Origin of the sequence: Methylovulum psychrotolerans (assembly GCF_002923755.1) — a bacterium.
Lineage (GTDB): Bacteria > Pseudomonadota > Gammaproteobacteria > Methylococcales > Methylomonadaceae > Methylovulum > Methylovulum psychrotolerans.
Map to the genome: position 1 here is coordinate 30,097 of NZ_PGFZ01000001.1, position 23,732 is coordinate 53,828.

A 23,732-nucleotide genomic window follows, 5' to 3' on the forward strand; every position below is an offset into this window, starting at 1 on the left:
TATAGAACGATTGGTGAGGTTGAAGAAGAATACCTCCGCAATCATCCTGACGAGATGGACGATTACATTACTGTCCTCTTTGATGAATATGCCGAGAGCGGCGACACCGCTTCCCTGATGGCTTCTTTGCGCGTGGTGAGCCGCGTCAAAGGTGTAAGCCGCATCGCGGAAGTTTCCGGCTTTAGCCGGAAGGGTGTGCAAAAAGCCCTGTCGGAAAACGGCAACCCGCAATTTGGCAGCGTCAACGCCATTATGCACGCGATGGGCTACCGCCTGACCCCACAAAAGCTGCCTGTGGAAAATCACGCCCCTTAAAGGCAGGTGACAGGCTAACAAATCAACATGTAAACATGTTGATTTGTTGCGGATATAGGTAAGCTTTCGCAAAAGTGGGCGTTACCGGATGGTCGAGACTGTTGAGGCTCGGTGCGGGTAGCGCATAGCACCCGCCCGCCGCCAAAGCGTGTTTGCCATGAAATAATCCTTTCTCGTGCGGTGCTGGCAAGGTTTTGCGGATGCCCCAACAAAACCCGCATATCGCCCAGCCGCGCACCGGACACTTGTAGCGGCTCGGGTTTGAAAATGGTTGGGCTTGCATTTCATTTTCGCGGGATCACAATAATTGCAACTGTAGGATGATCCGTGTGTTGTCCTCTAAAGATGAGGTGAATTTGAAAAATATAGCCGGGAATGATGTATCTATCTTTTTATACCGCTTTGAATTACGCGGTAATGGCATCGACTTTGTTTTGAATCAGGCTATTGCCGAGGATATGTACCCAGATATTGATGAGAAAATGAAACCACTCGTCCACGCCTGTTGCGAAACACTTTCGCGGTACAGGCAGTTCAGTGCGGGTAACACCATTATGGATGGCAATTTTCTTGTTACGGGAGAATTTGAGGTCATGCTGAGTAAGGGGCTAGGACGGCACTTTGCGCAAGATGAAAAGGTGCGGTTATTCCAGGATGCCAAAAATATTGCCGATCTTCTGGCGGTGGTTATGGATAGGGGGACTCAAGAACTGAAAAAAGGCAAACGACTGCACCTATCCCCAATAGATAACACGCCAAATCCAAGGAAGATAAAAAAAGAGCTTGAGAAACTGGGGAAAACAAAACACCAACAGGCAAAAATACAATGGCTTGCAGAGGGAGTGCAACTACGGCCAGGGTTAAGGCAGTTGCGTCCTGATGATTTACCGCCTGATGTCACCGCCTCAAGTGGATATGACCATAGGGGGCTTTGTTATGTCTTCGATCATAAGATATTCGGAGAGCTGGGGAGGATCGTATTGATTAAGGTTGGCGAACAAGAAATGTTGATGCAAGCCGATCTATACCTGGGACAGGAAAACCAGGAACCCGCTATCGGAAAAAAGAAAAAGGAAATATTTGAGAAAGTGGTTACAACTGTCAACGCCTGCTTTGATGGCCTCTAATATTACTCTCAAGGGTCTAGTCTTTACGTTGCAATTGGCCGGTATCATGTTGGGTCACTGTAAGGATTAATGCGAAAACCGGTCAATAACAGCCACCATTAGTTGTTTTTAAGAAAAAATTCCGTACGGAAAACCTGTAAACTATATTTTTCGCATTCAATATCAAAGCGACGCTGTTTATTCGTACATAATTTATCCCGAATGGATAATTAATCTTATTGCCTTATCAATTTATCGAAAAACAAGTGCTTTACGACTGGAGTACCATATCAATTTCTGGCTAAAAAAGAAATGGCACATAAAATTCCGCTATTGCATTTTTTTTCACGAATCCTTACGGCTACCCAAATTCATTGCTTTACAATGCAATAAGTTTGTAAAGCGTCGGCCTGCTGATCCCAAATTCTTTTGCCAGTCGGCTTTTTTCTTCCCCTGCGGCCACCCTGGCTTTCAACTCCTCGACCTGTCCGGGCTTTAGCTTAGGCCGTGCGCCGAACTTAACGCCTTTTTTGAGCGCCTGTTCAATGCCTTCTTTTTGCCGTTCCTTGATCAATGCCCGTTCGAATTGCGCAAAAGCCCCCAGCATCTGTAACATCAGCTCTTGCATCGGGTTGGCTGCACCGGAAAACGTCATGTTCTCCTTGTGGAAATGGATGCAGACCCCTTGTCCTGCCAAGCCGGTGACGATCTGCTGGAGGTCGAACAAGTTCCTCGCCAACCTGTCAATGCTATGGACATGCAAGGTGTCGCCTTCGCGGAGGTGGTTGAGGCAGGCCTGTAGTTGCGGGCGGCTGGTGTCTTTTGCCGACACCTTGTCTTCAAAAATCTTGTCCAGTTTGACGTCAGCCAATTGCCTGTCCGTATTTTGTTGTGCGGATGAGACGCGGATATAGCCCACCTGTTGGCCTGTCATGGTAGCCCCCTGATTGTAAATTAAGTTTTAAGGGTTATCATAACACATGTAAAATAAACTGATAACAGGATATTGTTTACACGGTGGGATGCGGGTTTGCGGGTGGCTTGGGATGTGTAAAGGAAACTGCACCTTATGATACAAGCCAATCCCCTGTCCTATTATCAAGATGTAATCACTTAGCTGTTTTTACCAATGGTTTACTGGTGTCATGTGATAATATTAATAACTTAGCTGCTGACGTTACGAAGTAACGTGCTCCCCCTGTTTGCCGAGCATCGTATGGATCAAGCGGTAATCTGGCTGCCTTTTCTTTGGATACTTTCTTTTGGCGGAGTAATTATTATTATGATTAATGGTATACAAGCCCCCTATTATCGTTATTGGGGCAAAGCCCAGAAAGACAGCCAGGAAAACGACGACACTCCAAAATATCACTTGTTGCCTTACCATTGTTTGGATGTGGCTGCTGTGGGCTGGCATTTGCTGGCTCCCGATAAACCGACTTGCAAGCAACTGGCAATGCAACTACAAGTAACTCCAGAGTGGTTAAGGACATTTTTCACCTTCTGTTTGGTTTTGCATGACTTGGGCAAGTTTTCCCGTGCCTTTCAAGGTTGCCGCTTGAAACAAGTCGGAAGTCCGCCACGTCCTTTTTAAGCATTGCGAAGACACCCGCAAACGGTCATAACCGCCCATTTTCGCGGTTTTAGGGCTACCTTGGTCGTCGCGGTTTAAGTTGGCGGGTGGGTAGGCGGTCAATAGGTGCAATTGGATAAAACGGCTCATAAGGTCTCCTTAATCAGAATTTTTAGGTAAAGCGGTGAAATAATCGGTTGCCCAGCGCACGGCGAGGCGTTTGGCGGGTTCCCGTCCGATGGGTTTGTCGAATTCCTGATGCCATTGGATGATGTCGTTGGCTAATGAAACGAGGTTGACGTTGCCATCCAGCAAGCGGATCGCCCGGATAATCCGGCGGTAAAAATCATCAACCGTCGGGCTTTTTTGTAATTGCTGGAAACGCAATTCGCTCATAGGGGCTTTGCCTTTGCCTTCTGGTGGGGTCGCCAATTGTTCGGCAAAGCCCGCCATTTTCTTGGGTGCATCCGTCTCTTTATTGTTGTAAAGCTTGCTGGACGTTAGTTTGTCAGTTTTTACATGCGACAACGCCCCAGCCAGACACGCACTGGTCAGTATCGGTGTGTTTTGCGACCAATTCGGCGCGGCTTGATCCATACGCTGTAAAAAGTGGAAAAAGGCGTCGGTCAGCAAAATGTCTTCTGGACTATCCGCACGACGCAGACGGGCGCGGTCGCCACGATTGTCATCTAGCCAAGTGTGCCAATTTTTTAACGCTTTACTTTCTTCATATGTTAATTTATCCATTATGTCGCCTCTTGGGTTATGCCTTTTGCTTTCAGTTCTTTCATGGTTTTGCTCCCGTAAAACTTGCCGCGCAAGTTCTTTTGGGCATTCACAACCCGTTTTAAATCCAAATCTTCCGGTGTTGCCGCTAGCGTGGCAGTTTCAAAAATCCGCAACATCTGCCGCTCAAGGGTTTTGTACCAGCTTGCGTAAATTTCTGTCGGTGCCTTGCGGGTATCGGCGGGCAGGGTTGCCAGTTGTTCCAGCAGTCGGTAGAACTCAGGTTCGGTCGCTTGCCAAAATTGCGCGTCGATTTGGCTCATGTCGCCTTTGACATCTTCGGGGCGGCGAAACCAGGCGGCTTTCACTTGTCCGCGCAGCATTTTTACTACTTCTTTAGCTGCACCGACCAATTCACCCGCCCAAGCCGTCAGATTGTTGCGTTGCATTTCGTTGAGGTAATAAACCGGAAAGCGCGACTCGTACCAACATCGGGCTTTCATGTTGTCCATGTCGTAGCCAAAACACCAAAGCGAGGCGGAGCCGTGATCACGAAATGCCCGCCCCCGTTCGGTGTTGTAAAACTGCACGATTTTGGCGGCTTCATCGCCGTTCTCGGCATCTTGTAGCGACAGCCCCAGCCAATGCCGATACCCCAAACCGCCTTGCTGGCCTTTAAGTGACAAGGGTAAATTGACTTTCTTCGGATCAAAGCGGTAAGGCGTTAGGGGCGCGGCGCACATTGGCGAAACCCGTTTCGCCGCCGGCTTGTTCTACGCCTACATCTGCATCAACCGCGACTTGTTGGTTAAAAATTTGGATGGCAACGCAGCGCTGGCAAACCAAGCCATCCGCTCCATCACGGAAGCGGCAGTAAAAGTCGCGCCGGAAGGCAAGCAAAACAGCTTTGCGTCCCGCGCTTATGCCTCGTATGTGTTGGCGGAACAAGGGGACCAACAACCGCGCTCCTTGTCGGTGGCTTACCTGAAACCCCTCAGCCGCGATAATGAAGATTTCCTAGCCGATGCCATCAAGCTCATCACCGAACAAAAAGACAGTTTCGATCAAGTGTATGGCACCTGTGCGGACAACCGTTACGAATTGAACGTGCCGGAGAAACAAGGCACGTTAGCTGGATTGCTCGATTTCGTCGGTCAATAACGGAGCAGATCATGGATTTATTGCTCTTCCGTTTATACGGCGCGATGGCAAGCTGGGGCGAGATTGCCGTGGGTGAAAACCGCCACACCGCGCACTATCCCAGCAAATCGGCCTTGCTCGGTTTGTTAGGTGCGGCCTTAGGCTTAGAAAGGCAAGATGAGGAACAACAACGCCAATTGCAAGAAGGCTATGCCATGGCGGTGGAATCGTTCACCGCCGGACACTTGCTGCGCGATTACCACACCGCGCAAGTGCCGGATGCCGTCGGCAAGTTTATTTACCGCACCCGTCGCGATGAAATAATCTTGGGTAAGGAACGCTTAGGCACCATCTTGTCTAGCCGCGAATACCGCACCGATGCCTTGGCGGTTGTTGCCGTCCGAGCCTTGGCTGATGCACCGTTTAGTTTGGCCGAGATTCAGGAAAAATTGTTAAAGCCTATGTTCCATCTGTATTTGGGTCGTAAATCCTGTCCCTTGTCGGCACCCCTCAATCCGCAATTATTGGCCGATCAACCCAATTTCTTGGCGGCGTTTAAAGCCTATCGGCATTGCCCGCTGTTACCAACGCATAAAGACAATGATGGCCGGCTAAGCGAGCGCGACAGTTATTGGTTGGCTATTTCTGGTGAGCGGCATTATTACTGGGAAGGTACACAAGAAGATTTTTCCGACGCGTCCGATTTAAACTGTCGCCAAACCCGCATCCGTCACGACCAACCTTTATCCCGCAAACGTTGGCAATTTATGCCGCGTCAGGAACATTATCTATATCAAGGAGGTAAGTGATGTATTTTTCTCGGATCAAAATACGTTCCAATATTAAAGAATTGCCGGAACTGGCGAGAATATTCCAAAGCGATAGCCACGGGGTGCACAGTTTGCTGTGGCGGTTGTTTCCCGGACAGGAGCAACGCACGTTTTTATACCGTGAAGAAATTGCCCGTGAACAATTGGGTGCGTTACCCACTGTACGCGGCGAACCCATCTATTACGTCATTTCGCAAACCCAACCGATTTCAGCCGAAAATTCGCTGTTTACGGTTGAATCGAAACATTACCGCCCGCAACTGGAAAAAGGTCAACGTCTGGGATTCGGGTGCCGGGTCAATCCGGTTGTTACTCGGCAAGGCAAAAAGCATGATGTGGTGATGGATGGCTAGGCGTAAGGATTCGTACGTAAATGGATAGTAGCGGCCTGCAACACGCATCCCGCCTACAATCACGCCGTTTTTACCACATTATTTAGTCCGAAACCGACCGATTTCGGACATGTCCTCTACTGGGTGTACGAAAATAGGTAAAATGTATTTCGTACACGCGCTATAATTCGTACATCCCTTTCGGACGGAATTGGCCCATGTCACGAGTTTTCGCTTACTGTCGAGTTTCGACTACAGACCAAACTTCCCAGAATCAAATTATAGAAATCAAAGCCGCAGGGTTTTCTATCGAAACCCAGCGGCTTATTGAGGAGTGTATCAGCGGATCTGTGACAGCAAAGGAGCGTCCAGGTTTTACCAAGTTGATTGACAGGATGGAATCCGGCGATATTTTGGTTGTGACAAAACTTGACCGGCTTGGGCGTAATGCTATGGATGTACGGTCAACCGTAGAGCAACTTTCTAGTATGGGTATTCGCCTACATTGCCTTGCTCTGGGAGGCGTTGATCTGACCAGTTCAGCGGGGAAGATGACCATGCAAGTGATCGCCGCTATGGCTGAATTCGAGCGAGACCTGCTGATTGAACGGACACAGTCAGGAATTGATCGGGCCAAAGCTGCCGGTAAACAATTTGGCAGGCCGCCAGCGCTAAACATGGCGGAACGTGCAGCAGTTATTGAAAAACTGTCTGTAGGGATTAATGTTGCTAAGTTAGCCCGTGAATTCAAGACAACGCGACAAACTATTATGCGAATAAGGGACGCCGCTTTGGCATCACACACAATGCTAGACCCTAGAACGTAAACAGTCAGGTGCTACGACTTGCAACCTAGCGATACCGCCTATCCACGCTTCAAGACTCGCATGACGCAGGCGGAGTTGGAACAGTTCTATACACCAACTGATGAAGAGCTGGTGTTTTGTGCCAACGTCACGCGCTTGCCGACGACGCTGCTCGGTTTTGTTGTTTTATTGAAGACATTCCAACGACTGGGCTATTTTGTAGCATCTAACGAAGTGCCTGAAGGGATCATCAAACATATCGCAACGGTGATCAATCGCCGGGTTGATCGGGAAGTATTGCACAACTACGACCAATCAAAAGTGCGCGACAACCATTTGGCGGCAGTGCGGCAATTCCTGGACGTAAAACCTTTCGACACCCAGGGCAAGGCCTTGCTCCGTACCACGCTCGGCGAAGCAGCATTAACCAAGGAAGACGTGGCGGACATCGTCAATGTCGGGATAGAAATCCTGGTTCGTCACCGATATGAGTTACCGGCGTTTGACACCTTGGTGCGTGAGGCACGTGCCGGCCGCGCTGCCACCAACCAAGTGCTATACGAGCAAGTGCAAAATGCTCTGGGCAAAACGGGTGCGGATTTTCTCGACGCACTGTTCGTCGTCGGCGATGATCCCCGTCGGGTCAGCCCTTGGCACGACCTCAAACAGGATCCCGCTAAACCCACTGTTCATGGCATGCGGGATCTGTTGGCACGCTTCGACCAATTGACCGCGCTTTCTGGCTACAATACATTTCTGAAAACGATCCCGGTTGTGAAAGTCAGCCAATGGGCCTTGGAGGGTAACGCGCTTGATGCGGCCAGCATGGCTGATCTGACGCCATCGAAACGGTATGCGGTAACCTTGGCTGTGATTCGTCAACGGCTTGCCATTGTGACCGATGACCTTTGCGAAATCTTCTGCAAACAAATGGGCCGGGTGTCACGTATTGCCGGGGAGAAATTGCAGAAATATTTGCTGGATAACCAAGGCAAGACGGACGAGATTCTGCGGCGCTACGCATTGCTCGACACCGTGCTGAGTTCGGCCGAATCAGATGAAATCCAGTTGCAGACAGTCCGTAAAACCGTTTCTGCCAGGCCGGATTTATGCGAATTCTCACGGTTGCACGCTGAATACGGTGGCAAGAATGAATGCCGTTTTATGAAACCGATCTTTGCCAACCGACGGGCGGAGCTATTGCGCATCCTGTCCAAGCTGCGCTTCGTTTCGACCAGTCAGGACTTAAGCTTTGAACGTGCATTGGCCTTGATGCTTGCTGAGCGTGGTCGCCACAGTGAATGGATAACCCTGAAAAGCGGCACCTCAGCTTATTTGAGCTTGGCAGACCTGGCTTGGGTGCCGGAAAAGTGGTGGAAACTGATCACGGGTGAGCAGCAGCGCGAGGCACCAACAAGGCTCCACCGACGCCAGTTTGAGGTATGTGTCTGCATGCAAATGGTACGGGAACTGAAATCTGCCGACCTTTGCGTGATCGGGGCCAACCATTATTCCGACACCCGCGATGAACTGGTGCCGTTGGCGGAGTGTGCAAAAACCCGCGAGGCGTACGGCCAAGAAGTCGGCCTGCCCGTTGAGGCGGACCCATTCGTCCAGCATGTCCGCGGCCTCTTAACGGCGGCGGCTAAAAAAGCGGATGACACGTATCCCGATAATCCATTTTTCCAGATCATTGACGGTCGTCCGAAATTAGGGCGGCTAAAGAAAAAGCCCATCCCGGAAGGGTTCCAGGCGCTCGATGCGGCGTTGACCAAGAAGCTTGATAGTAAAGAACTTTCATTGTTGGATGTGCTCGCCGATACTTCACAGTGGATCGGTTGGGACAAACATTTCAGTCCGCTCAGTGGGCATCAAGGCAAGCTTAAGGAAGATGCGCGACGTAAAATTTTGACCACCTTCGCCTATGGAACCGGTTTGGGGGCGACCCAAACAGCCCGCAATATTGCGGACATTAGTGCCCGGCAAATAACCTTCGTCGATCAACGTCAAGCTTCCACCGAAAAATTGGAGGCGGCGATCTGCGGCACCATCAATGCCTACAACCAGTTCCAGTTACCGCGCTATTGGGGCGATACCAAGCGGGCGGCCGCCGATGGCACCCAGTGGAATTTGTACGAAAACAACCTGCTGTCGGAGCGCCACATCCGCTACGGTGGCTATGGCGGTGTCGCCTACTATCACGTCAGCGATAACTACATCGCGTTGTTCTCGCATTTCATCCCGTGTGGCGCTTGGGAGGCGATCTACATTCTCGACGGCCTGACCAAAAACAAATCGGACATACAGCCCGACATTTTGCATGGCGACACACAGGCGCAGAGCGCTCCGGTCTATGGATTGGCCTTTTTGCTGGGCATTAAGCTGATGCCGCGAATACGGAATTGGAAAGACTTGAAGTGGTTTCGTCCGGCACCTCAGGAAACATACAAAAACATTGACGGGCTGTTCAGCAAGGAAGCCGTTGACTGGGATTTGATCGCTTGTCATCTGCCGGACATGCTGCAAGTCGCCCAATCCATTCGGGCAGGCCGAATCTCACCTTCGGCCATACTACGCAAACTGGGCACAGCCAGCCGGAAGAACAAGCTTTACTTTGCGTTTCGGGAACTTGGGCGGGTGGTTCGTACTACATTCTTGTTGGAATATATTGGTGATGAAGAGTTGCGCCGCATCATTCAGGCAGCACAAAATAAATGTGAAGGTTTTAACCAGTTCGCCCAATGGGTTTATTTCGGTGCCGATACCATTGCCGAAAATGTTCGTGACGATCAACTGAAAATCATAAAATACAACCACCTGATCGCCAATCTTGTGATATTCCATAACTGCCATACCATCACGCAGGCGTTAAAGGAATTGGAGGCGGAAGGGATGAAGCTTACACCGGAACTAATTGCCGGCTTCAGCCCGTACCGGACATCCCATCTCAATCGCTTCGGACTGTTCGAGCTGAAGGAGCGCCACCCATTACCAGTTGACTATGGAATCATGTTTTGAAAGAAGAATGTAGGTACGATAAGGGTTACAGGGCTCTACTATCCATTTACGTACGAATCCTTACGCCTAGCCAGTGTGGGTGTCGGGGCGGCAACGTTAACGCCGTCCGTGGCGGACGGCCTGATTTCCGTGTTCGCTCAGGACATTGGCGGTACGTTGCAACCGGCCGTTGATGCGCGGGCGTTGCACCGGTTTTTGGGCGTGAAACAAGACTTTTCGAGCTGGGTCAAACGTCGGTTCAGGCAGTACGGGTTTATTGAAGGGCTGGATTTTCTGCTCCCCAAAATGGGGGAGGCTGTTCCGTTGCCCGCCGGCAGGGCGCCTGTTTTGCCGGCGCTTGGTTTTTTTTGGGGGGCTTTCCTTTTCCTGTCATGGGCCGTAAAAAAGGCAGGGTTGCCGTTGTGTATTGTTCCCGCTTTGCGCGGCGGTGTCTGTTTCTCCGACCAGACGGGGAGGATTTTGGGTTTTGATGTTTTGGGGTTCTGGGATTTTGGATGATCTTTAATGCTTTGGTTAACCGAAAAATGCTTTGCATCCATCCCCAATTTTGGTGATGGATAAAGGGGTTAATGGTTTGGAATAAAGGGAAAGATATGACGAAAACTGATTCGGATGCTGTGGGAGTTGGTGTTGGTGGGGATGCGCCAACGTTAATGCCGTCCGGGGCGGACGGTTTGGTTCCGGTGTTGTTTATGGCGGAGATTGGCGGGACGTTGCGCCCTGTGGTGGATGCGCGGGCGTTGCACCGGTTTTTGGGCGTGGGTCAAAAACAGGATGGTCGAATACGGGTTTGTTGAGGGGTTGGATTTCAAGCTCCCCCAAATGGGGGAGCTTGAAAATGCTGGCCTCCAGACGAAAATCGATTATAGCCTGTCGCTGGATATTGCCAACGTATTGGCGATGGTGGAGAAGAGCGACCAAGGCCGTGCGGCATTGTTGGCTCGAACCGACCAAACGCGGCCGGAAGTGCCGCCGCCGGATGCGGGGACGGCACTTCCGTTGCCCGCCGACAGGGTGCCGGTTTTGCTGGCGGTTCTGGTTGCACTTGGTTTTTTTGGGGGGCTTTGCTTTTCCTGTCATGGGCCGTAAAAAAGCATTATTGCCTTTGTGTACCGCGGCCGGAGCAGGACAAACGGAGCAGAGGCAAGGGTGGCCGAGATTGGCCGTCCTTTTTTCCGTGAGGGTTGCATTATTGTTCCCGCTTTGCGTGGCTGGGGGATATTTGCCTGACTAGACGGGGAGGATTTTGGGTTTGGAATTCTGGGATTTGGGATGCTTTTTAATGGTTTGGGTTAGCCGAAAAAACGCTTTTCATCCATCGCCAAAATTGACGATGGATGAAAGGAAAAATAGGTTAAAAGTTTGGAATAGTATGACGAAATCTTATGCAGATGGTGTGGGCAATGCGAATTCTGGTGTGGGTGTAGGGTGCTAATCAACAAAAGGCTCTAAAGTTCCACGGGGTTTTGGCTAACCTATTGTCCATAAAGCCCTAAAGGCGATTTTCGATCTCTCAAATTTTAGCTTATTTCAGACGTGCCTTTTGAGAACGTAAAATGCGGGTATTGCATACTCTACGTTTACAAAGTTTCATCTATTATTTGTCAGGTTTATGAAACTTTGTACCATTTACTTGCTATGTTACCTATTTAGCCCCCTTTAACCCCATTAAAGTAAGAGTTACAGAAATGTTCGTTTATGAAACTTAAAATAAGACACTGCTAAAATTCTTGGTACTCAATAGACTGTTTAAATCACGTGAAACTTTAGCACCCTATTTTTACACGTATGTCGGCTGTACCCCTCTTAGCCCCGTCCCGTGTCCGCCATTAGTTCCTCAAGCAACGGCACCGCCGACAGGCCCGCCCGTAAGGCCTGCGGGTTGGCATAGTCGTTCAGCGAATTGCGGAATGGGCAGGACTTGCACAAGCTGGGCGGATCTTGCGAGTTGACCCGCGCCCGTAGCCGCCGGTAGGCTTCGCCCTGCCAGAGAGCCTCAATAGGCTGGTCGTTGACGTTGCCCATTTTGGAACCGGGCACGCAACAGGCCATCAGGTCGCCGTTTGCAAGCAGCACCGCCGAACTCCACGGGGTCGGGCACGGCGCCCTGCCGCCGGAGGCGGGGTGTTCCCACAACTCCTCGCCTATGTTCAGGTTGATGTTGAGGCTTTTTGCCAGCGCCAGGCAGGCGGCACGCATGGAATTGAAATAGGCCTTATGGTGGAACAGCGACTCGTCTTCCATGTCGGCATGGTACAGTTCCAAATGTCGGCACCCTACCGCATCGACCCCGGCATCGGCGGCCTTTTGGATGAACAGGGGCAGCTCATGGAGGTTAGAGCGCATCATGGTGAAGCCCAAATAAACCCTAAAGTTGCTTTGGCGGCCCTGCCGGGCCCGCTCCGCCACAACGGCCTTGGCGGTGTCGAACACTTGGCCGATAGGCGGCGAGCCGACCCGGATGCGCCGATAGGTGTCATCTTGGGCGGCATCAATGGAGATGCTCAGGGCATCGACCGGGGAGGCCATGACTTTTTCGATCATGGCGGCATCCAGATAGGCGGCGTTGGTGTCGATGTGGATGGCTATCCCTAAGCTGAAAATAAAATCCAGCTCCCCCGGTTGCTTGTGTTCGGCAAAGAAGATGTCACCGCTGTAGTCGGTGAACATCCAGTTGAGCTGTTGTTCTTGAGCATGGGCTTTGATGTCCTGGCGGATACGCTCGGACAGGCGGATGGCGCGGGGGCGGGTCGCGCGGGAAATGCAATGGATGCAGTTCATGTTGCAGGACGACAGCGGGCTGTAGAGCAGCCCCTTTGGATAGGTGATGTCGGCTTCGGGGTTGCTGGTGATGAGGTTGGCCTGCAAGCCAAAACCCTCTTCAATGGGCGCGGACGCGTGGCAGCGGACATGGCCGGGAATCCGCTGGGCGGTGCGCACCAGCCAAGCGGTCACGGCATCGCCGGGGTTGGCATCGGGCGAGGCAATGGTGAGTGCCAACAGCCGCCCTTTGCTCCGCGCCAGGGTCGGGAAATACATATGGAAGTAACCGGCATCGGAAATCCCTGCCGCCGCCACCTCGGCATAAAAGAGCGGGGTGGGGGCACCCCTTACAAGTGTAGGTTTTTAAAAAGTGACGGGGCAAAGCGTTGAGAGTAAATTGATGAGTGTCATCAACATCCGTTTACCGAAGGTGCCGCCATGCCCCGCCATCCAGAACTATACCAATGGATCGACACGATTGCCATGCATTTTCCGTCCCTCAGCAAGCCACAGGCATTGGGCTTGGCGTTGTGGAGTTTTGGCATGGTCGTCGCGCGTTCATGCAGCCTGACCGCCGTGGCCGACGTGTTGTCGCCGCTGCTGGGGCAAAAGTACAACACGCTGCGTGAAAGGTTGCGTGACACCTATCGGGAAGCGGGCGCGAAATCGGGGCGGCGGCGTGCCGACCTTTGCGTCACCGAGTGTTGGGCGCCGTGGCTGGCCTGGGTATTGGACGGCTGGGCAGGCCGCCAGCTCGCCATCGCCATGGATGCGACGAGCCTGGGGGATCGGTTCACCGTGCTGGCCATCAGTGTCGTGTACCGTGGCTGTGCCGTGCCGATCGCCTGGAAGGTGCTGAAAGCCACGGAGAAACATGCCTGGAAACCGGAATGGCTGGCGTTGTTGGGGCGTTTCCGGGGACTGTTGCCGGAGGGCTGGACGGTCATCGTGCTGGCCGACCGGGGCTTATACGCGAAATGGCTGTTCGGGGCCATCGTGGAACTGAAATGGCATCCGTTCCTGCGCGTCAATGTCCAAGGTTCGTTCCGTCCCGAAGGCTGGTGCCGCTGGCATCCCTTTTGCAGTTTGGTGCCTGCGGAAGGCCGCCGTTGGCAGGGGCGCGGCACCGCGTTCAGCGGCAAAAAGACACAGTTGCCCTGCACGTTGTTGGGCTGTTGGGGCGAAGGGCACAACGGCCCGTGGCTGGTGCTGACCGATCTGGCGCCCGAATGCGCCGACGCCTGCTGGTACGGTTTGAGGGCATGGATAGAACAGGGCTTCAAGCACAGCAAGCGGGGCGGTTGGCAATGGCAACATACGCGCATGGATGATCCGGCGCGGGCGGAGCGGCTGTGGATGGCCATTGCCATCGCCACCTGGTGGCTGCTTTCCGTCGGTGGCGAAGCCGAGGCCGGAGCCGACACGCCGTTGGACATCAAGGAACCATCAGTGCCGGGTGCGGCACGGCGACAAGGGAAGCGCTGGCGGATGGTCGGCATTTTCCAACACGGTTGGTCTTTGATTGTCGCCGCCTTGCTGAACCACCAACCCCTGCCCGTCAAACCGGGGCGGCCTGAGGCATGGCCCGGTTTGACGGAAATCAACGGCGTGACTTTGGCTGTTTATGCAGAAAGGGGTGGAGGGTAAGAAAACCTACACTTGTAAGGGGTCTGCCCCTTGGATATAACGCCGTATCAGAAAGCTTCTTCCATACGCTCAAAACCGAACTGATACATCATGAGATTTATCAAACCCGATCTGAGGCTAAACAGGCGGTGTTTGAATATATTGAAGTCTTTTACAACAGGGAGCGGCAACACTCAGCCAATGGCTATTTGCCCCCTGTAGACTACGAATTGCCGTGTAACGCTGCTTAACCTTGTATCCGGAAAAGTGTTGACACATCAGTGGATTTTGTGGTTGGGCAGGTGGATAGTGTGGTGTGGCTGGATAGCACCGATACGCTGACGGGGCGGCGTTATCCCGAATATTATTGCTATCAAGATCAGCCTGTCGATAGGCCGCATCAGTTTGGTGCGAGTTTGCCGAGACGGGTGGCGCTCAAACGCTATGGCCTGTTAGGCCGTTAAGGTAATAGGGTACGCGTTGCGCACCCTATTATTTGCTGGGTTAAGGCCGCGAGTTGCCCAGGCTAGCCTCATAAAGTTTGCTCGGTGTAGCCTTTTCTGCGGTTGGTGTTGACATTACTGGCAACGGCGGCGGTGGCGAACAGCGCCGATGAGATGATGAATTCGCCGGAGACGAAGCCTAACAAGCCAGTGGCAAAAACGATGCCGATGACAATATCTTTATAAAAGTCGTTCATTGAGTGATCCTCGTTAATTAAAATGGCGCGGTTCTGGTAAACCGCAGGGTAAATATAGGGCAGGTTGACATAGTTTACAATAGCACTATATTTACATAGATTGTTTCATGAATGCGTTGTTTTATTCATTAACGATTCATAAAAGGTGTGTAGGGTACTTGGCCTGTGGTTTGGGGATTATTTGGTTTTTTAAGGGGATAGCGCATTTATGGGTTAAGGATAACGTATTTAAGGCCGGAAGGCGGGGCGGATTATCCTATGCCCGTGTTGGATGGGCAGTTTCTGCCTGACAGATAGGTTGGCGGAATTAATAGCGTGATCGGCCGTTAGGAGCGGGCATAAGGATTTTGCGGGTCTGAATAAAAGGCGGCAAGTTTAGTGGTTCGGTCGGGCAGAAATGGCCTGCCTGACCGGCTTTGAACTTTATCGTGTTCGGGCGGATACACTCGGCTCTAGGTGTTTTTATGGGAATAGGGTTTAATACAGGCCTTAGGCCACCCTACCAAGACCCTATTGACCCCCTTACTACCCCCAACAAGGAGATGATTATGCTTGCTGTAAACCTGCGGATTTCCCTCGCTGTCTTGGCGCTTGCGCCGTTGGCTGCTTTGGCCGGCCCTATCTGGTCGGGCTATGCCCACGATGCCCAGCATACGGGGGTATCGACGGTGCGCTCCCAACCGTTGCAGCGTGTCCGCTGGCAGACCCCGGTTGACCTTAGCCCGCAATATGCCGGTTCCGAGTTGCTGATCCATTACGGCTCGCCCGTGGTGACGGTGGCGAATAATGTGATCGTACCTGTGAAGACCGGGGCGACCGACGGCTTTAAGCTGGAGGTGCGCAAGGGCAGTGACGGGACGTTGCGTTACACGCTGGCGACGGATTACAGTTTGCCGCCGCATAATTGGACACCGAGTTTTAGTCCGGTGCTGACCGCGAAAAACCGTCTGTATTGGGCGGGCGCGGGCGGTACGGTGTATTACCGTGACCGCCCGGACGCGTTGACGGGTGCTAGCGGCCAGATCGCTTTTTATGGCTTGGCGAATTACACCGCTGCCAAAACGACATATAACGCTAATATCAAAATCTCCACGCCCTTGGTCGCCGACCGCGCGGGTAATGTCTATTTCGGTTATGTCGCGCTGGGTACGACCCCGCTGAATCTGAAAAGCGGGGTCGCCAAAATCGCCGCTGACGGTACGGTGTCGTTTGTCACCGCGACGGCGGCGGCAGGTAATGATGCCAGTATCAACCATATAGTGATGAACAATGCGCCGACCTTAAGCAATAATCAGAGCAAGCTGTATTTTGCGGTGTCAAACGGCAATAGTTTCGGCACGGGCTATTTGGTTGCGGTCGATACCGCCACCCTCGCGCCGTTGGCGCATGTCCGTTTGAAAGACCCTAAGTCCGGGTTGGATGCGTTGTTGCCGGAAGACGGTTCGGCTTCGGCGACGGTAGGCCCGGATGGGGATGTGTATTTTGGGGTGTTGGAGAACAGTTTCCTCTCGCATAATGACCGGGGTTGGTTGCTGCATTTTAACGGCGCGTTGACCAAGACGAAAACGCCCGGCTCGTTCGGTTGGGATGCCACCGCGTCGGTGGTCAATGCGGCGTTAGTGCCGTCTTATACGGGGTCGTCGGCGTATCTGCTGTTTACCAAGTATAACAATTATGTGCAGTTTGCCGATGGTGTGAATAAGATTGCCGTGCTGGACCCTAACGCGCAAATGCCCGATCCGGTTAACCAAAGCACTAAGGTGATGAAAGAGGTGCTGACGATTGTCGGCGCTACGCCGGAACCTACGGCGGGCAAGCCTAACGCGGTGCGCGAGTGGTGCATCAATTCCGCCGCCATTGACCCGTTCAGCAAGTCGGTGTTGGCGAACAGTGAGGACGGGGTGCTGTACCGCTGGGATTTGACCACCAACACCTTGTCTGAGCAAGTGGTGCTGACGGCGGGCTTGGGCGAAGCGTATACCCCGACCTTAATCGGCGCGGACGGTACGGTTTATGCGATTAATAATGGGACGTTGTTTGCGGTGGGGCAGTAGGGTTTAGTTGTGGTCGGGCGGTTTGTTGGGCGGATGTTTTTAGGCAGGCGAGGTTGGGCAATGTTGGGCAGAACAGCTTGCCCAACCTACGTTTGCTATTTTGTTGCCCTTAACGCCGCTTCGGCATCGGCGCGGATTTTTTCGTATAAAAAGCAGTCTTCGAATTCGTAATGATGGTTCAGTACGGCGTGTATATTTAACGTCGAATTCCGGTAGTTCCCGTCTTTTTGGCGTTTTTCCTGTTCATGTTGCGCCTGTTGTTTGATCTTGTCGCGCCGTTCGTCTTGTAAAGCGCGGCAAATCGGTATCAGTAACGGTAACACCACTTCGTTATACAGTGTATGCCCCTGAATAAAAAGATAAGCTGTTTCAGGGGTTAAGCCGCGCTTAGCCAGTTGCTCTGCAAATGCCACCAGCTCTGGCGCGTGTTTGGGATGGTCTTTCTCTAACGCTTGCTGTTTCTCTTCGGCACGGTGTTTAACGGTCGCCAATGCCCCGCCATAATTTGTGGACGACGGTGTTTCAGTTAACCGGATGGTGTCGCAAAATTGGGTTTGGGTAAAGTCGTTGTGGGCGTGTAAGTTATGCAGGTATAGGTTCCAGATAAACAGCCAAAACACTTGCTCTGAATAGGTTGCCAACCAGTCGGGTAGGTTGATAAGTTCGCTGGTGTTTTGGGTCGCTTTAACACAGGCGTGTGCCAAGCTGGGCGCGTAACATTTGAGATTTTCAATCGAGTGGGCGTAGGTTTGCAGGATGTACGGGTTAGTGTTAATGGTTTTGGCGGTCTCTGAATGGTCGGGGAGCAGGTAATCGTAATCGCTATCTACACAGACCAGCAAATACGCGCCAGTTTGGGGGAATAATTTGGTTAAGGCGGGCTTGCCTTGCTCAAGACCTTGCGTAAACGGCTGTATGTCAAATTTAACGCCTATTTCCGCTTGGTAAGGGCTTAAGATGTAATGCCAAAAAGCGACATCGTCATGGCCTTCGACGTAAACAAGCACTTTGGGCTTGGCGGCTTTTGGTGCATAGGCGTTGTTGGCTTTTTGGAATTCAGATGATAGGTTCTCAATGAATGAACTCGCCATATTTACCCCGCTTGAGGTGCGGTAATGTCGCTGATTTCAACCACCTTATCAAGCCAGCCTTCCATGATGATGGCGGGGGAATGGGACGCGATGATTATCTGCACATTGGGGTTTAGCTCACGGATATGGCTTATCAGTTTTCTTTGCCAGTCGATATGCAAGGAGATTTCTGGCTCGTCCATCAGCAAAATAGACGGCTTGTTATCTTGAACCAGCACTGTTAACAGGATGATAAGCAATTGCTTTTCGCCTGAGGATAGTTGATAAGCACTGAGTTCTTTATCTCCTGCCAAAAATTCGACATGGTTTTTATCGCGGTTAACTTTTTTGCCTGTCTCGGTGAACAATTCGTCAATAATGGCTAAGAAGCGGGTTTGAGGGGCGGTGATGTCGGTACTATTGTCCGCCGTTTTTTTCCTGCCGATGTTTAATTGATACTCTAAATAAGCTTGTTGTAAATGGTGGATTTGCCAATCCAATTCGGTGGTTACCCTCTCATCGGAAAGCTTTTGTACCGCTTCTAAGGCTTTTAGGGGCGCGTCAAACGTGCTGATGAGGTTGATTTCGGCGGTTATGCGCGGCTTATTAAGTTTGTTATCCGATAGGTAAGTTATTTCCTTATTGTCATCCGTCCATAAGCGGATTTTTTTCACCATGCTTAAATAATCGCGTTGGGCATATAAGGGGGTTATCGCTATCAGTTGGTACAGACAGCTCAGAATGGTGCTTTTGCCGCTGCCATTCATCCCTGCCAGCACATTAACATCCGTTTGAAAATCCCAAGTAATGACAGTGGGGTTGCCCCAAAGGCCTGTTATTTCAAGTTTTTTGATGTGTTTGATGGTAATGGGAGCAGCGGTGGGAGTAGGCGCTGCTGTTTTAGGTTCTACTGCGGCTAGTAGCTCTTGTATTTTGATTGCTTCATCTAAGCCTTCGGGGATATAGGTTGTTTGCCCCATGGCTTCCAAATTCAGCAAATGCTGGTAATCGACAGTAATGTGCTTATAAGGGATTCTGGCTTTCGCACTTAAGCCCTTGATGGTGCGGTGGATGTGTTGGAGCTCTTTACGGATAATGGCGAGCAATTCCCGCCGGGTTGCGGGGGTGCCGCTAACCCAGATGAAGATTTTTTTGTCTTCAATATCTGCCGTCACTAAGGCTTTGTTGCCGTCGAGCTGTAATACCACGCCCGTACGCCAGTAGATTTTTTGGAAAATAAGTTCATGCAGTCGGACGATAAAGCGCGAGAAGACGCTGTGCGGCAGGATGTCGTAGTGGTATTCAAAGCGCAGGCTGTTGGCTTTGTCCCAACCTAAATCCGGCTCGTTATTGGGGAGCAGTTGCGGGATGAGGTAGTCGCTGGCCGTATCGGCCAAGGGGAAGCACATCTCGAACTTTTGCAGCATGTCGATGATGAACTGGTGTTCTTTCGGGCTGGGGTAGTTCTTGGCATCGAGCAGGTTGGCTAAATCGCTTTTGCTGAAGACCCCGTGGTTTTTACAGAGTTCGACGTTATTGAGCAACTTATAAGCCGCGTTAGTCACCCATTCGGGGTTGAGGACGTTAGTCTCGCGTAGGCGGTCGAAGCGGTCATCATCGCGGAAATTTAAGACAATGCCTAAATCGTGCAAAAAGCCGCATAAGGTATTTTGGCTATCGGTCTCGGTGATTTTTTGCTTGGCGCACAGGGCTTGGTAGGCTTCGTAGCTGAGATAATTTTCTTTGCGTCTTTCTAAGCTGTTCTTGAGCTTAAACCAAGAGGCGGGCATTTGGTCGTGGATGTGCGGCAGTGCGGCGACGGTGTCGATAATGCGGGCTTTTAATTCTGGTATGCCCGCGCCTGTGCGGCATGAGGTAGGATAAAAGCCGACGATATTGGGGTATTTGTCTTGCAAAAAACGCTGGTTGAGGGTCAGGCGGTGTTCTTCATCGGTTTTGTTGGTGACGACGAGGACGGGGGAGTCGCCGCCGAAACTTTGGATGAGTTTTAGCCAGTATTCCAAACGGCTTTCTTGCTCGCCGTGCCGTGCATCCAGTACTAAGATATAAATGCTGCGCTTAGTGAGGAAAAACTGATGGGTGGCGTGGAGGATTTCTTGGCCGCCGAAGTCCCAGAAATTGAGGCGGATTTGCTGGTCGTTGACGGTTAGGCCTTTCCATTGTAGCCTGTCTATACCTTCGGTTTTGGTTTTTCTGGCGAATTTGTTGTGGAGCAGGTAATGAACTAGGCTGGATTTGCCGCTCGTACCATCCCCTAAAAACAGGAGTTTGGCTTCGTTTAGAGGGAGGAGTTGGCCTTGGCCTGAGGTTAAGTAGTGATAAATATCCAAGCTAGTTTTTTTTAAAAACTCTTCGGGCAGGTTGGGGCTGTGTTGCGGGATATAAATGCCGTCGCCTTGCTTTTTTAATCTGGCTAGGAAGGGGGGAAAGTCGGAGGAGGTGTTGCATAGGTCTAGCACCCGTAAGTTTTTTAAAGTTGTGACGGATGTTAAGCTATCGTTGAGTGGATTGTATCCTAAATCAAGGAGTTGCAAAGCTTGCAGTTGCCCGATTTCAGGAGGCAAGTGGCTCAGCTGGTTGTCCCATAAGTCAAGCCGTTGCAAAGCGTGCAGTTGCCCAATTTGGGAGGGCAATTGATTCAGTTGGTTTCCCCATAAGTCAAACTCTTGCAAAGCTTGCAGTTGTCCGATTTCGTGGGGCAATTCGGTTAGTTGGTTTCCCCATAAGCCAAGTTTTTGCAGGCATTGCAATTGCCCAATCTCAGGCGGCAGTTCAGTTATTCCTTGGCCAGGTAACTTAAGCTCTAGCCATTGCTCTTCCTTAGCTTGATGGATTTTCGCCAACAATTCTGCTTTTGTCATCATGGGGTATGGCTTAATTTATGGTGGGGGATTGGGTCATGTTAGCAAATTTAGCTAAGGATTATTATAAAACACAATGATAACGTCTTACGATGGCTTCTTTAAGGTGCGGGTGGCTTTGGCCGATTTAAGCCCGTTTGGCTTTTGTTTGTGGGTAAGGCTGTTAAGGCGGATAGGTTGAATCGGATGGTTGTGCCGAAACGTTGGGTGGATGCTTGTAGGGTTAGCCCAAAAAAGCATTAGGCACTATAGGGGGTGGTGTTATGCAAACGGTAGGCTAAATGTTGCTGCACCCGGTCAGGCCATCGTGCAATGGCTAAAGGCCATTGCACTCCGCTTTGTGTCGCTCAATGAGTGACGGCATTTCTAGTTTCTGAAATTCTCGAAGCGGGAGCTTCTCGGACTTATACTGTGAACGGCCAAGTTTTCGGCTTTTACAATTCACCGTAGGGTACGCTGTGCGTACCTTTTGCACTGATTTTATGATGGTTTTTTAAAGGTACGCACAGCGTACCCTACCAAAAAACCGAAAACTTGACCGTTTGAAGTATAGGTTTCCAAGCTGGAGCTTGGGAACCAGCGTTAGTTAGGGTTAAGCTGTGTCAACTACAAAAGCTTGGCTCCTACAATTTGGTAATCTCCAAAACCAGCCCGTAGTCGTTGTGGCTGGTGGGTGCGGGGAGTTGGGCGCCTAGGGAGATTTGCCAGTGGCGGCTGAGGTGGAAGGCGGCGCCGATGACGGCGACGCTGAGGTCGTTGTCGCCGCTGATGAAGTCGGCCATCAGGTGTATTTTATGGTGGATGAGGGGGTATTCGGCACCTGCCATGAAGCCGAATTGGTTTTTGCCGGCGTAGGCTTGGTTGGCGAAGTAGCCGCCTAGGAAATATTTGCCGTGCTCTTGCAGGTCTACGGCGTTGTTTATGTAGTTGAAGCTGGGCAGTTCGGTGGTGTGGCCGTGTAGGGCGGGGGTTAGGCCGGATTGGCTGCCGAAGCCGATTTTATAGTGTTGGTTAAAGGTGTGGCCTTTTTGGAAGTTGAGCAGGATGTGGGGGTTTTGGTAGCTGCCGTTGGTGGTTTGCATGTCCAGGTTGAACAGGTTGAGGCCGATTTCCAGTTGCCTGCCTAGGCCGTAATCTAGGGTGGTGTTGCTGGTGCCGGAGTTGGCGCTGATGATGTTGAATTGTTGTTGGAAGAAGAATTGTCCGGCTTCGGTGATGTCTGCCGAGGGGACATTGAAGAGGTTTTGCTGGGCTAGGCACAGGGCGGGTAAGAGCAGGAGGGCAAGGATCAGCAGTGGGCTTAAACGGCTGAGGCGGGTTGCTAAGTCCATCTGGTGGGTATTTCCTGAGAGTGGGGCTGGGTTATTCCTACCATTATAGCTCTAATTTGGTGCGTTAGGGATGGGGTTTGTTTGGGGCTTTGCCACTTAAGGAACATGCATAAAGTTAAGTCGGCGTTCCATTGCGTCTGTGCGTGTTAAACCCCACCCCAGCCCTCCCCTTGGCAGGGGTGGGGAGTTTATGTCTTCCCCGTCGTACAGGCGAAAGTTAGGGAAAAAGCTCTTCCCCCTGGCAAGCGGAACCCCTTCGGCTTCGCTCAGGAGGGAGGGATTGCCGCCCAAACTTAAAGTGGTTGGGCGGCATGGCTTATGTTGCAAGGGATTTATTGGTTCAAATTGCCTGGGCTGTTAGGCGCATCGTGGGGAGGGCGTGGCGGCGCACCTGTTGGCGGCGGCGGAATGTGTGCTGGCGGCATATCTGCGCCATGAGGTTCTAGGTCAGAGAACGGCCCTGATATGGGTACCCGATGGCCTTTTGTATACATACATTGGACGTAGGCGACATCGTAGCGTTCTTGTAATTCATCGGTACTGCTGCTGGCATTTGCGGAAGTCGCCGCCCCGATTTGGGAGGCGGCGTATTGTTCGCAGAGGGTGTCATCGGTGCGGAACTTGTCAAACGACACGCCGGTGCCGGGTAGCACCATGACATTGGGGCCGGTGGGTAAGGTGGTGCAGCCGGCTATAGCCATGACTGCCGTGACTGCAAAAAATGTAGTGATAGGTGACATGTAAAACTCCTTATTTAGGGTGCAGGTGGGGTGGGGGCAACAGGTTGCCAACCGCTGGGACAGGCTTTGATATAGGGGTAATAGCCTGCCGGATGGGTGCAGTAGTACCAATAGCCGGGGGCGCGTTGGGTAACTGGCGGGGTTTGTTGGATGTAAACGGGCGGCGTTACGGGTGCGGTGACGACTGTTGCGGGATAGCCGTAGCCATAGCCGCCATAATAAGGGTAGCCGTAACCTAGCCCATAAAACCCTAAGCCAAGGCCGCCGTAATAGCCGCCACGCCAACCCCAGCCGCCACGGTAGCCTCCCCAGCCCCCGCCCCAACCGCCATGCCAGTGGTCATGGTCGCCGCCGAAGCCACCGCTGTGGCCTCCGCCGCCGAAGCCGCCACCGCCATGGCCGCCGCCCCAACCGCCGCCGCCATGGCCACCACCTCCGCCGCCATGCGCCCAAGCCCCGCTAGATAAGCTGCACATTATCAGCAGCATGGCTATCCGCATGTTATGTGTTTTCATGGTTTATGCCTTGCAAAAAATCTATCCGTCCGTTACTGGCAAGCGTTTGGTCATTGTTATAGGCGGTTTTACGCGCCTTGACAGCAAATGCTTGGGCCGTATTGTTTTAACAATTTAATGGCTGTTGTGGGCTGTTATCGCCAACCGCGATGCCAACCGGCCCTGGGGTGGTACCAGCCCCAGCCATAAGCGGGGTGAGACCGCC

The 23,732-nt window shown here is 51.9% G+C and carries 25 protein-coding genes and 1 pseudogene; 15 read left to right on the forward strand and 11 right to left on the reverse strand.

The genetic code is table 11. From position 1 onward, the window contains the following. Positions 1 to 54 precede the first annotated feature (54 nt). Both AADEFJLK_RS26015 and AADEFJLK_RS24930 read left to right on the forward strand, forming a co-directional pair. Complete coding sequence (locus AADEFJLK_RS26015) at positions 55 to 315, forward strand: helix-turn-helix domain-containing transcriptional regulator (RefSeq protein ID WP_428839019.1); 261 nt, start codon at positions 55 to 57, stop codon at positions 313 to 315. 320 nt (positions 316 to 635) lie between these two features. Beyond that, positions 636 to 1,442 carry a hypothetical protein gene (locus tag AADEFJLK_RS24930; RefSeq protein WP_211299113.1) on the forward strand — a complete coding sequence of 269 codons (807 nt, stop codon included), beginning with the start codon at positions 636 to 638 and terminating at the stop codon, positions 1,440 to 1,442. A gap of 358 nt (positions 1,443 to 1,800) precedes the next feature. Here AADEFJLK_RS24930 and AADEFJLK_RS00150 read toward each other — a convergent pair whose 3' ends face one another. Further along, on the reverse strand, positions 1,801 to 2,355 hold the full coding sequence (locus tag AADEFJLK_RS00150) for a recombinase family protein (RefSeq protein WP_103972885.1): 555 nt from the start codon (positions 2,353 to 2,355) through the stop codon (positions 1,801 to 1,803). A gap of 348 nt (positions 2,356 to 2,703) precedes the next feature. Here AADEFJLK_RS00150 and AADEFJLK_RS00155 point away from each other — a divergent pair, with 348 nt between their 5' ends. Next, positions 2,704 to 3,015: an HD domain-containing protein gene (locus AADEFJLK_RS00155; RefSeq protein WP_249027979.1), complete on the forward strand. Its 312-nt coding sequence runs from the start codon at positions 2,704 to 2,706 to the stop codon at positions 3,013 to 3,015. Here AADEFJLK_RS00155 and AADEFJLK_RS00160 read toward each other — a convergent pair. From AADEFJLK_RS00160 to casA, 3 genes are read right to left on the reverse strand one after another with little or no spacing between them, the layout of a single operon-like run. Next, entirely contained in the window at positions 2,905 to 3,144 is a 240-nt protein-coding gene (locus tag AADEFJLK_RS00160; protein WP_211299114.1) for a type I-E CRISPR-associated protein Cas7/Cse4/CasC, read from the reverse strand. The genes AADEFJLK_RS00155 and AADEFJLK_RS00160 overlap by 111 nt on opposite strands. A 9-nt stretch (positions 3,145 to 3,153) precedes the next feature. Beyond that, a complete protein-coding gene (gene casB / locus AADEFJLK_RS00165; RefSeq protein WP_103972886.1) occupies positions 3,154 to 3,741 on the reverse strand; it encodes a type I-E CRISPR-associated protein Cse2/CasB in 588 nt (195 codons plus the stop codon). Continuing rightward, the gene (gene casA / locus AADEFJLK_RS00170; protein WP_249027942.1) at positions 3,741 to 4,463 is read right to left on the reverse strand and encodes a type I-E CRISPR-associated protein Cse1/CasA; all 723 of its coding nucleotides are present in this window, start codon (positions 4,461 to 4,463) and stop codon (positions 3,741 to 3,743) included. Before casA ends, casB begins: the two co-directional genes overlap by 1 nt. 25 nt (positions 4,464 to 4,488) lie before the next feature. Between casA and AADEFJLK_RS00175 the strand changes: the two genes are divergently transcribed. The 8 genes from AADEFJLK_RS00175 to AADEFJLK_RS00205 all read left to right on the forward strand — a co-directional run bounded on the left by AADEFJLK_RS00175 (position 4,489) and on the right by AADEFJLK_RS00205 (position 10,935). Further along, a complete protein-coding gene (locus AADEFJLK_RS00175; RefSeq protein WP_249027943.1) occupies positions 4,489 to 4,881 on the forward strand; it encodes a type I-E CRISPR-associated protein Cas7/Cse4/CasC in 393 nt (130 codons plus the stop codon). Positions 4,882 to 4,892: 11 nt separating this feature from the next. Further along, positions 4,893 to 5,669, forward strand: coding sequence for a type I-E CRISPR-associated protein Cas5/CasD (gene cas5e, locus AADEFJLK_RS00180; RefSeq protein ID WP_103972887.1), 777 nt, complete (start codon positions 4,893 to 4,895; stop codon positions 5,667 to 5,669). Next, entirely contained in the window at positions 5,669 to 6,043 is a 375-nt protein-coding gene (gene cas6e / locus AADEFJLK_RS00185) for a type I-E CRISPR-associated protein Cas6/Cse3/CasE (RefSeq protein ID WP_103972888.1), read from the forward strand. The genes cas5e and cas6e overlap by 1 nt, the downstream gene beginning before the upstream one ends. Positions 6,044 to 6,240: 197 nt before the next feature. Next, entirely contained in the window at positions 6,241 to 6,849 is a 609-nt protein-coding gene (locus AADEFJLK_RS00190; protein ID WP_103972889.1) for a recombinase family protein, read from the forward strand. An 18-nt stretch (positions 6,850 to 6,867) separates the two neighbouring features. Next, positions 6,868 to 9,846 carry a Tn3 family transposase gene (locus tag AADEFJLK_RS00195; RefSeq protein ID WP_103972890.1) on the forward strand — a complete coding sequence of 993 codons (2,979 nt, stop codon included), beginning with the start codon at positions 6,868 to 6,870 and terminating at the stop codon, positions 9,844 to 9,846. Between the two features lie 108 nt (positions 9,847 to 9,954). Beyond that, positions 9,955 to 10,344, forward strand: a complete 390-nt coding sequence (locus AADEFJLK_RS00200; RefSeq protein ID WP_103973576.1) for an antA/AntB antirepressor family protein — start codon at positions 9,955 to 9,957, stop codon at positions 10,342 to 10,344. 95 nt (positions 10,345 to 10,439) lie between these two features. Then, complete coding sequence (locus AADEFJLK_RS23780; protein ID WP_146054468.1) at positions 10,440 to 10,643, forward strand: hypothetical protein; 204 nt, start codon at positions 10,440 to 10,442, stop codon at positions 10,641 to 10,643. Further along, complete coding sequence (locus tag AADEFJLK_RS00205) at positions 10,621 to 10,935, forward strand: antA/AntB antirepressor family protein (RefSeq protein ID WP_170064989.1); 315 nt, start codon at positions 10,621 to 10,623, stop codon at positions 10,933 to 10,935. Before AADEFJLK_RS23780 ends, AADEFJLK_RS00205 begins: the two co-directional genes overlap by 23 nt. Before the next feature lie 717 nt (positions 10,936 to 11,652). On the opposite strand, the gene AADEFJLK_RS00210 is transcribed toward AADEFJLK_RS00205, so the two are convergent. After that, positions 11,653 to 12,885, reverse strand: a complete 1,233-nt coding sequence (locus AADEFJLK_RS00210; RefSeq protein ID WP_146054469.1) for a radical SAM/SPASM domain-containing protein — start codon at positions 12,883 to 12,885, stop codon at positions 11,653 to 11,655. A gap of 162 nt (positions 12,886 to 13,047) precedes the next feature. Between AADEFJLK_RS00210 and AADEFJLK_RS00215 the strand changes: the two genes are divergently transcribed. From AADEFJLK_RS00215 to AADEFJLK_RS00225, 3 genes and pseudogenes are all read left to right on the forward strand, one after another. After that, positions 13,048 to 14,256, forward strand: a complete 1,209-nt coding sequence (locus AADEFJLK_RS00215) for a transposase (protein ID WP_103972893.1) — start codon at positions 13,048 to 13,050, stop codon at positions 14,254 to 14,256. Between the two features lie 38 nt (positions 14,257 to 14,294). After that, positions 14,295 to 14,486: pseudogene (locus AADEFJLK_RS25385) on the forward strand (IS3 family transposase); the annotation flags it as partial. 30 nt (positions 14,487 to 14,516) lie between these two features. Continuing rightward, on the forward strand, positions 14,517 to 14,699 hold the full coding sequence (locus AADEFJLK_RS00225; RefSeq protein WP_103972895.1) for a hypothetical protein: 183 nt from the start codon (positions 14,517 to 14,519) through the stop codon (positions 14,697 to 14,699). Between the two features lie 68 nt (positions 14,700 to 14,767). Here AADEFJLK_RS00225 and AADEFJLK_RS24270 read toward each other — a convergent pair whose 3' ends face one another. After that, on the reverse strand, positions 14,768 to 14,935 hold the full coding sequence (locus tag AADEFJLK_RS24270; RefSeq protein ID WP_170064990.1) for a hypothetical protein: 168 nt from the start codon (positions 14,933 to 14,935) through the stop codon (positions 14,768 to 14,770). A 548-nt stretch (positions 14,936 to 15,483) separates the two neighbouring features. Between AADEFJLK_RS24270 and AADEFJLK_RS00230 the strand changes: the two genes are divergently transcribed. Next, entirely contained in the window at positions 15,484 to 16,989 is a 1,506-nt protein-coding gene (locus AADEFJLK_RS00230) for a hypothetical protein (protein WP_146054470.1), read from the forward strand. A gap of 95 nt (positions 16,990 to 17,084) precedes the next feature. Here the strand turns inward: AADEFJLK_RS00230 and AADEFJLK_RS00235 are convergent, their stop codons facing one another. From AADEFJLK_RS00235 to AADEFJLK_RS24935, 5 genes are all read right to left on the reverse strand, one after another. Then, on the reverse strand, positions 17,085 to 18,080 hold the full coding sequence (locus AADEFJLK_RS00235) for a DUF4435 domain-containing protein (protein ID WP_103972897.1): 996 nt from the start codon (positions 18,078 to 18,080) through the stop codon (positions 17,085 to 17,087). A gap of 2 nt (positions 18,081 to 18,082) precedes the next feature. Beyond that, positions 18,083 to 20,944 (reverse strand): COR domain-containing protein, encoded by a 2,862-nt coding sequence (locus AADEFJLK_RS00240; protein ID WP_103972898.1) that lies wholly within the window; start codon positions 20,942 to 20,944, stop codon positions 18,083 to 18,085. Between the two features lie 620 nt (positions 20,945 to 21,564). Continuing rightward, on the reverse strand, positions 21,565 to 22,272 hold the full coding sequence (locus AADEFJLK_RS00245) for a hypothetical protein (RefSeq protein WP_103972899.1): 708 nt from the start codon (positions 22,270 to 22,272) through the stop codon (positions 21,565 to 21,567). 332 nt (positions 22,273 to 22,604) lie between these two features. Then, complete coding sequence (locus tag AADEFJLK_RS00250) at positions 22,605 to 23,012, reverse strand: hypothetical protein (RefSeq protein ID WP_088621165.1); 408 nt, start codon at positions 23,010 to 23,012, stop codon at positions 22,605 to 22,607. Between the two features lie 14 nt (positions 23,013 to 23,026). Continuing rightward, complete coding sequence (locus tag AADEFJLK_RS24935; protein ID WP_211299115.1) at positions 23,027 to 23,527, reverse strand: hypothetical protein; 501 nt, start codon at positions 23,525 to 23,527, stop codon at positions 23,027 to 23,029. Positions 23,528 to 23,732: the final 205 nt, after the last annotated feature.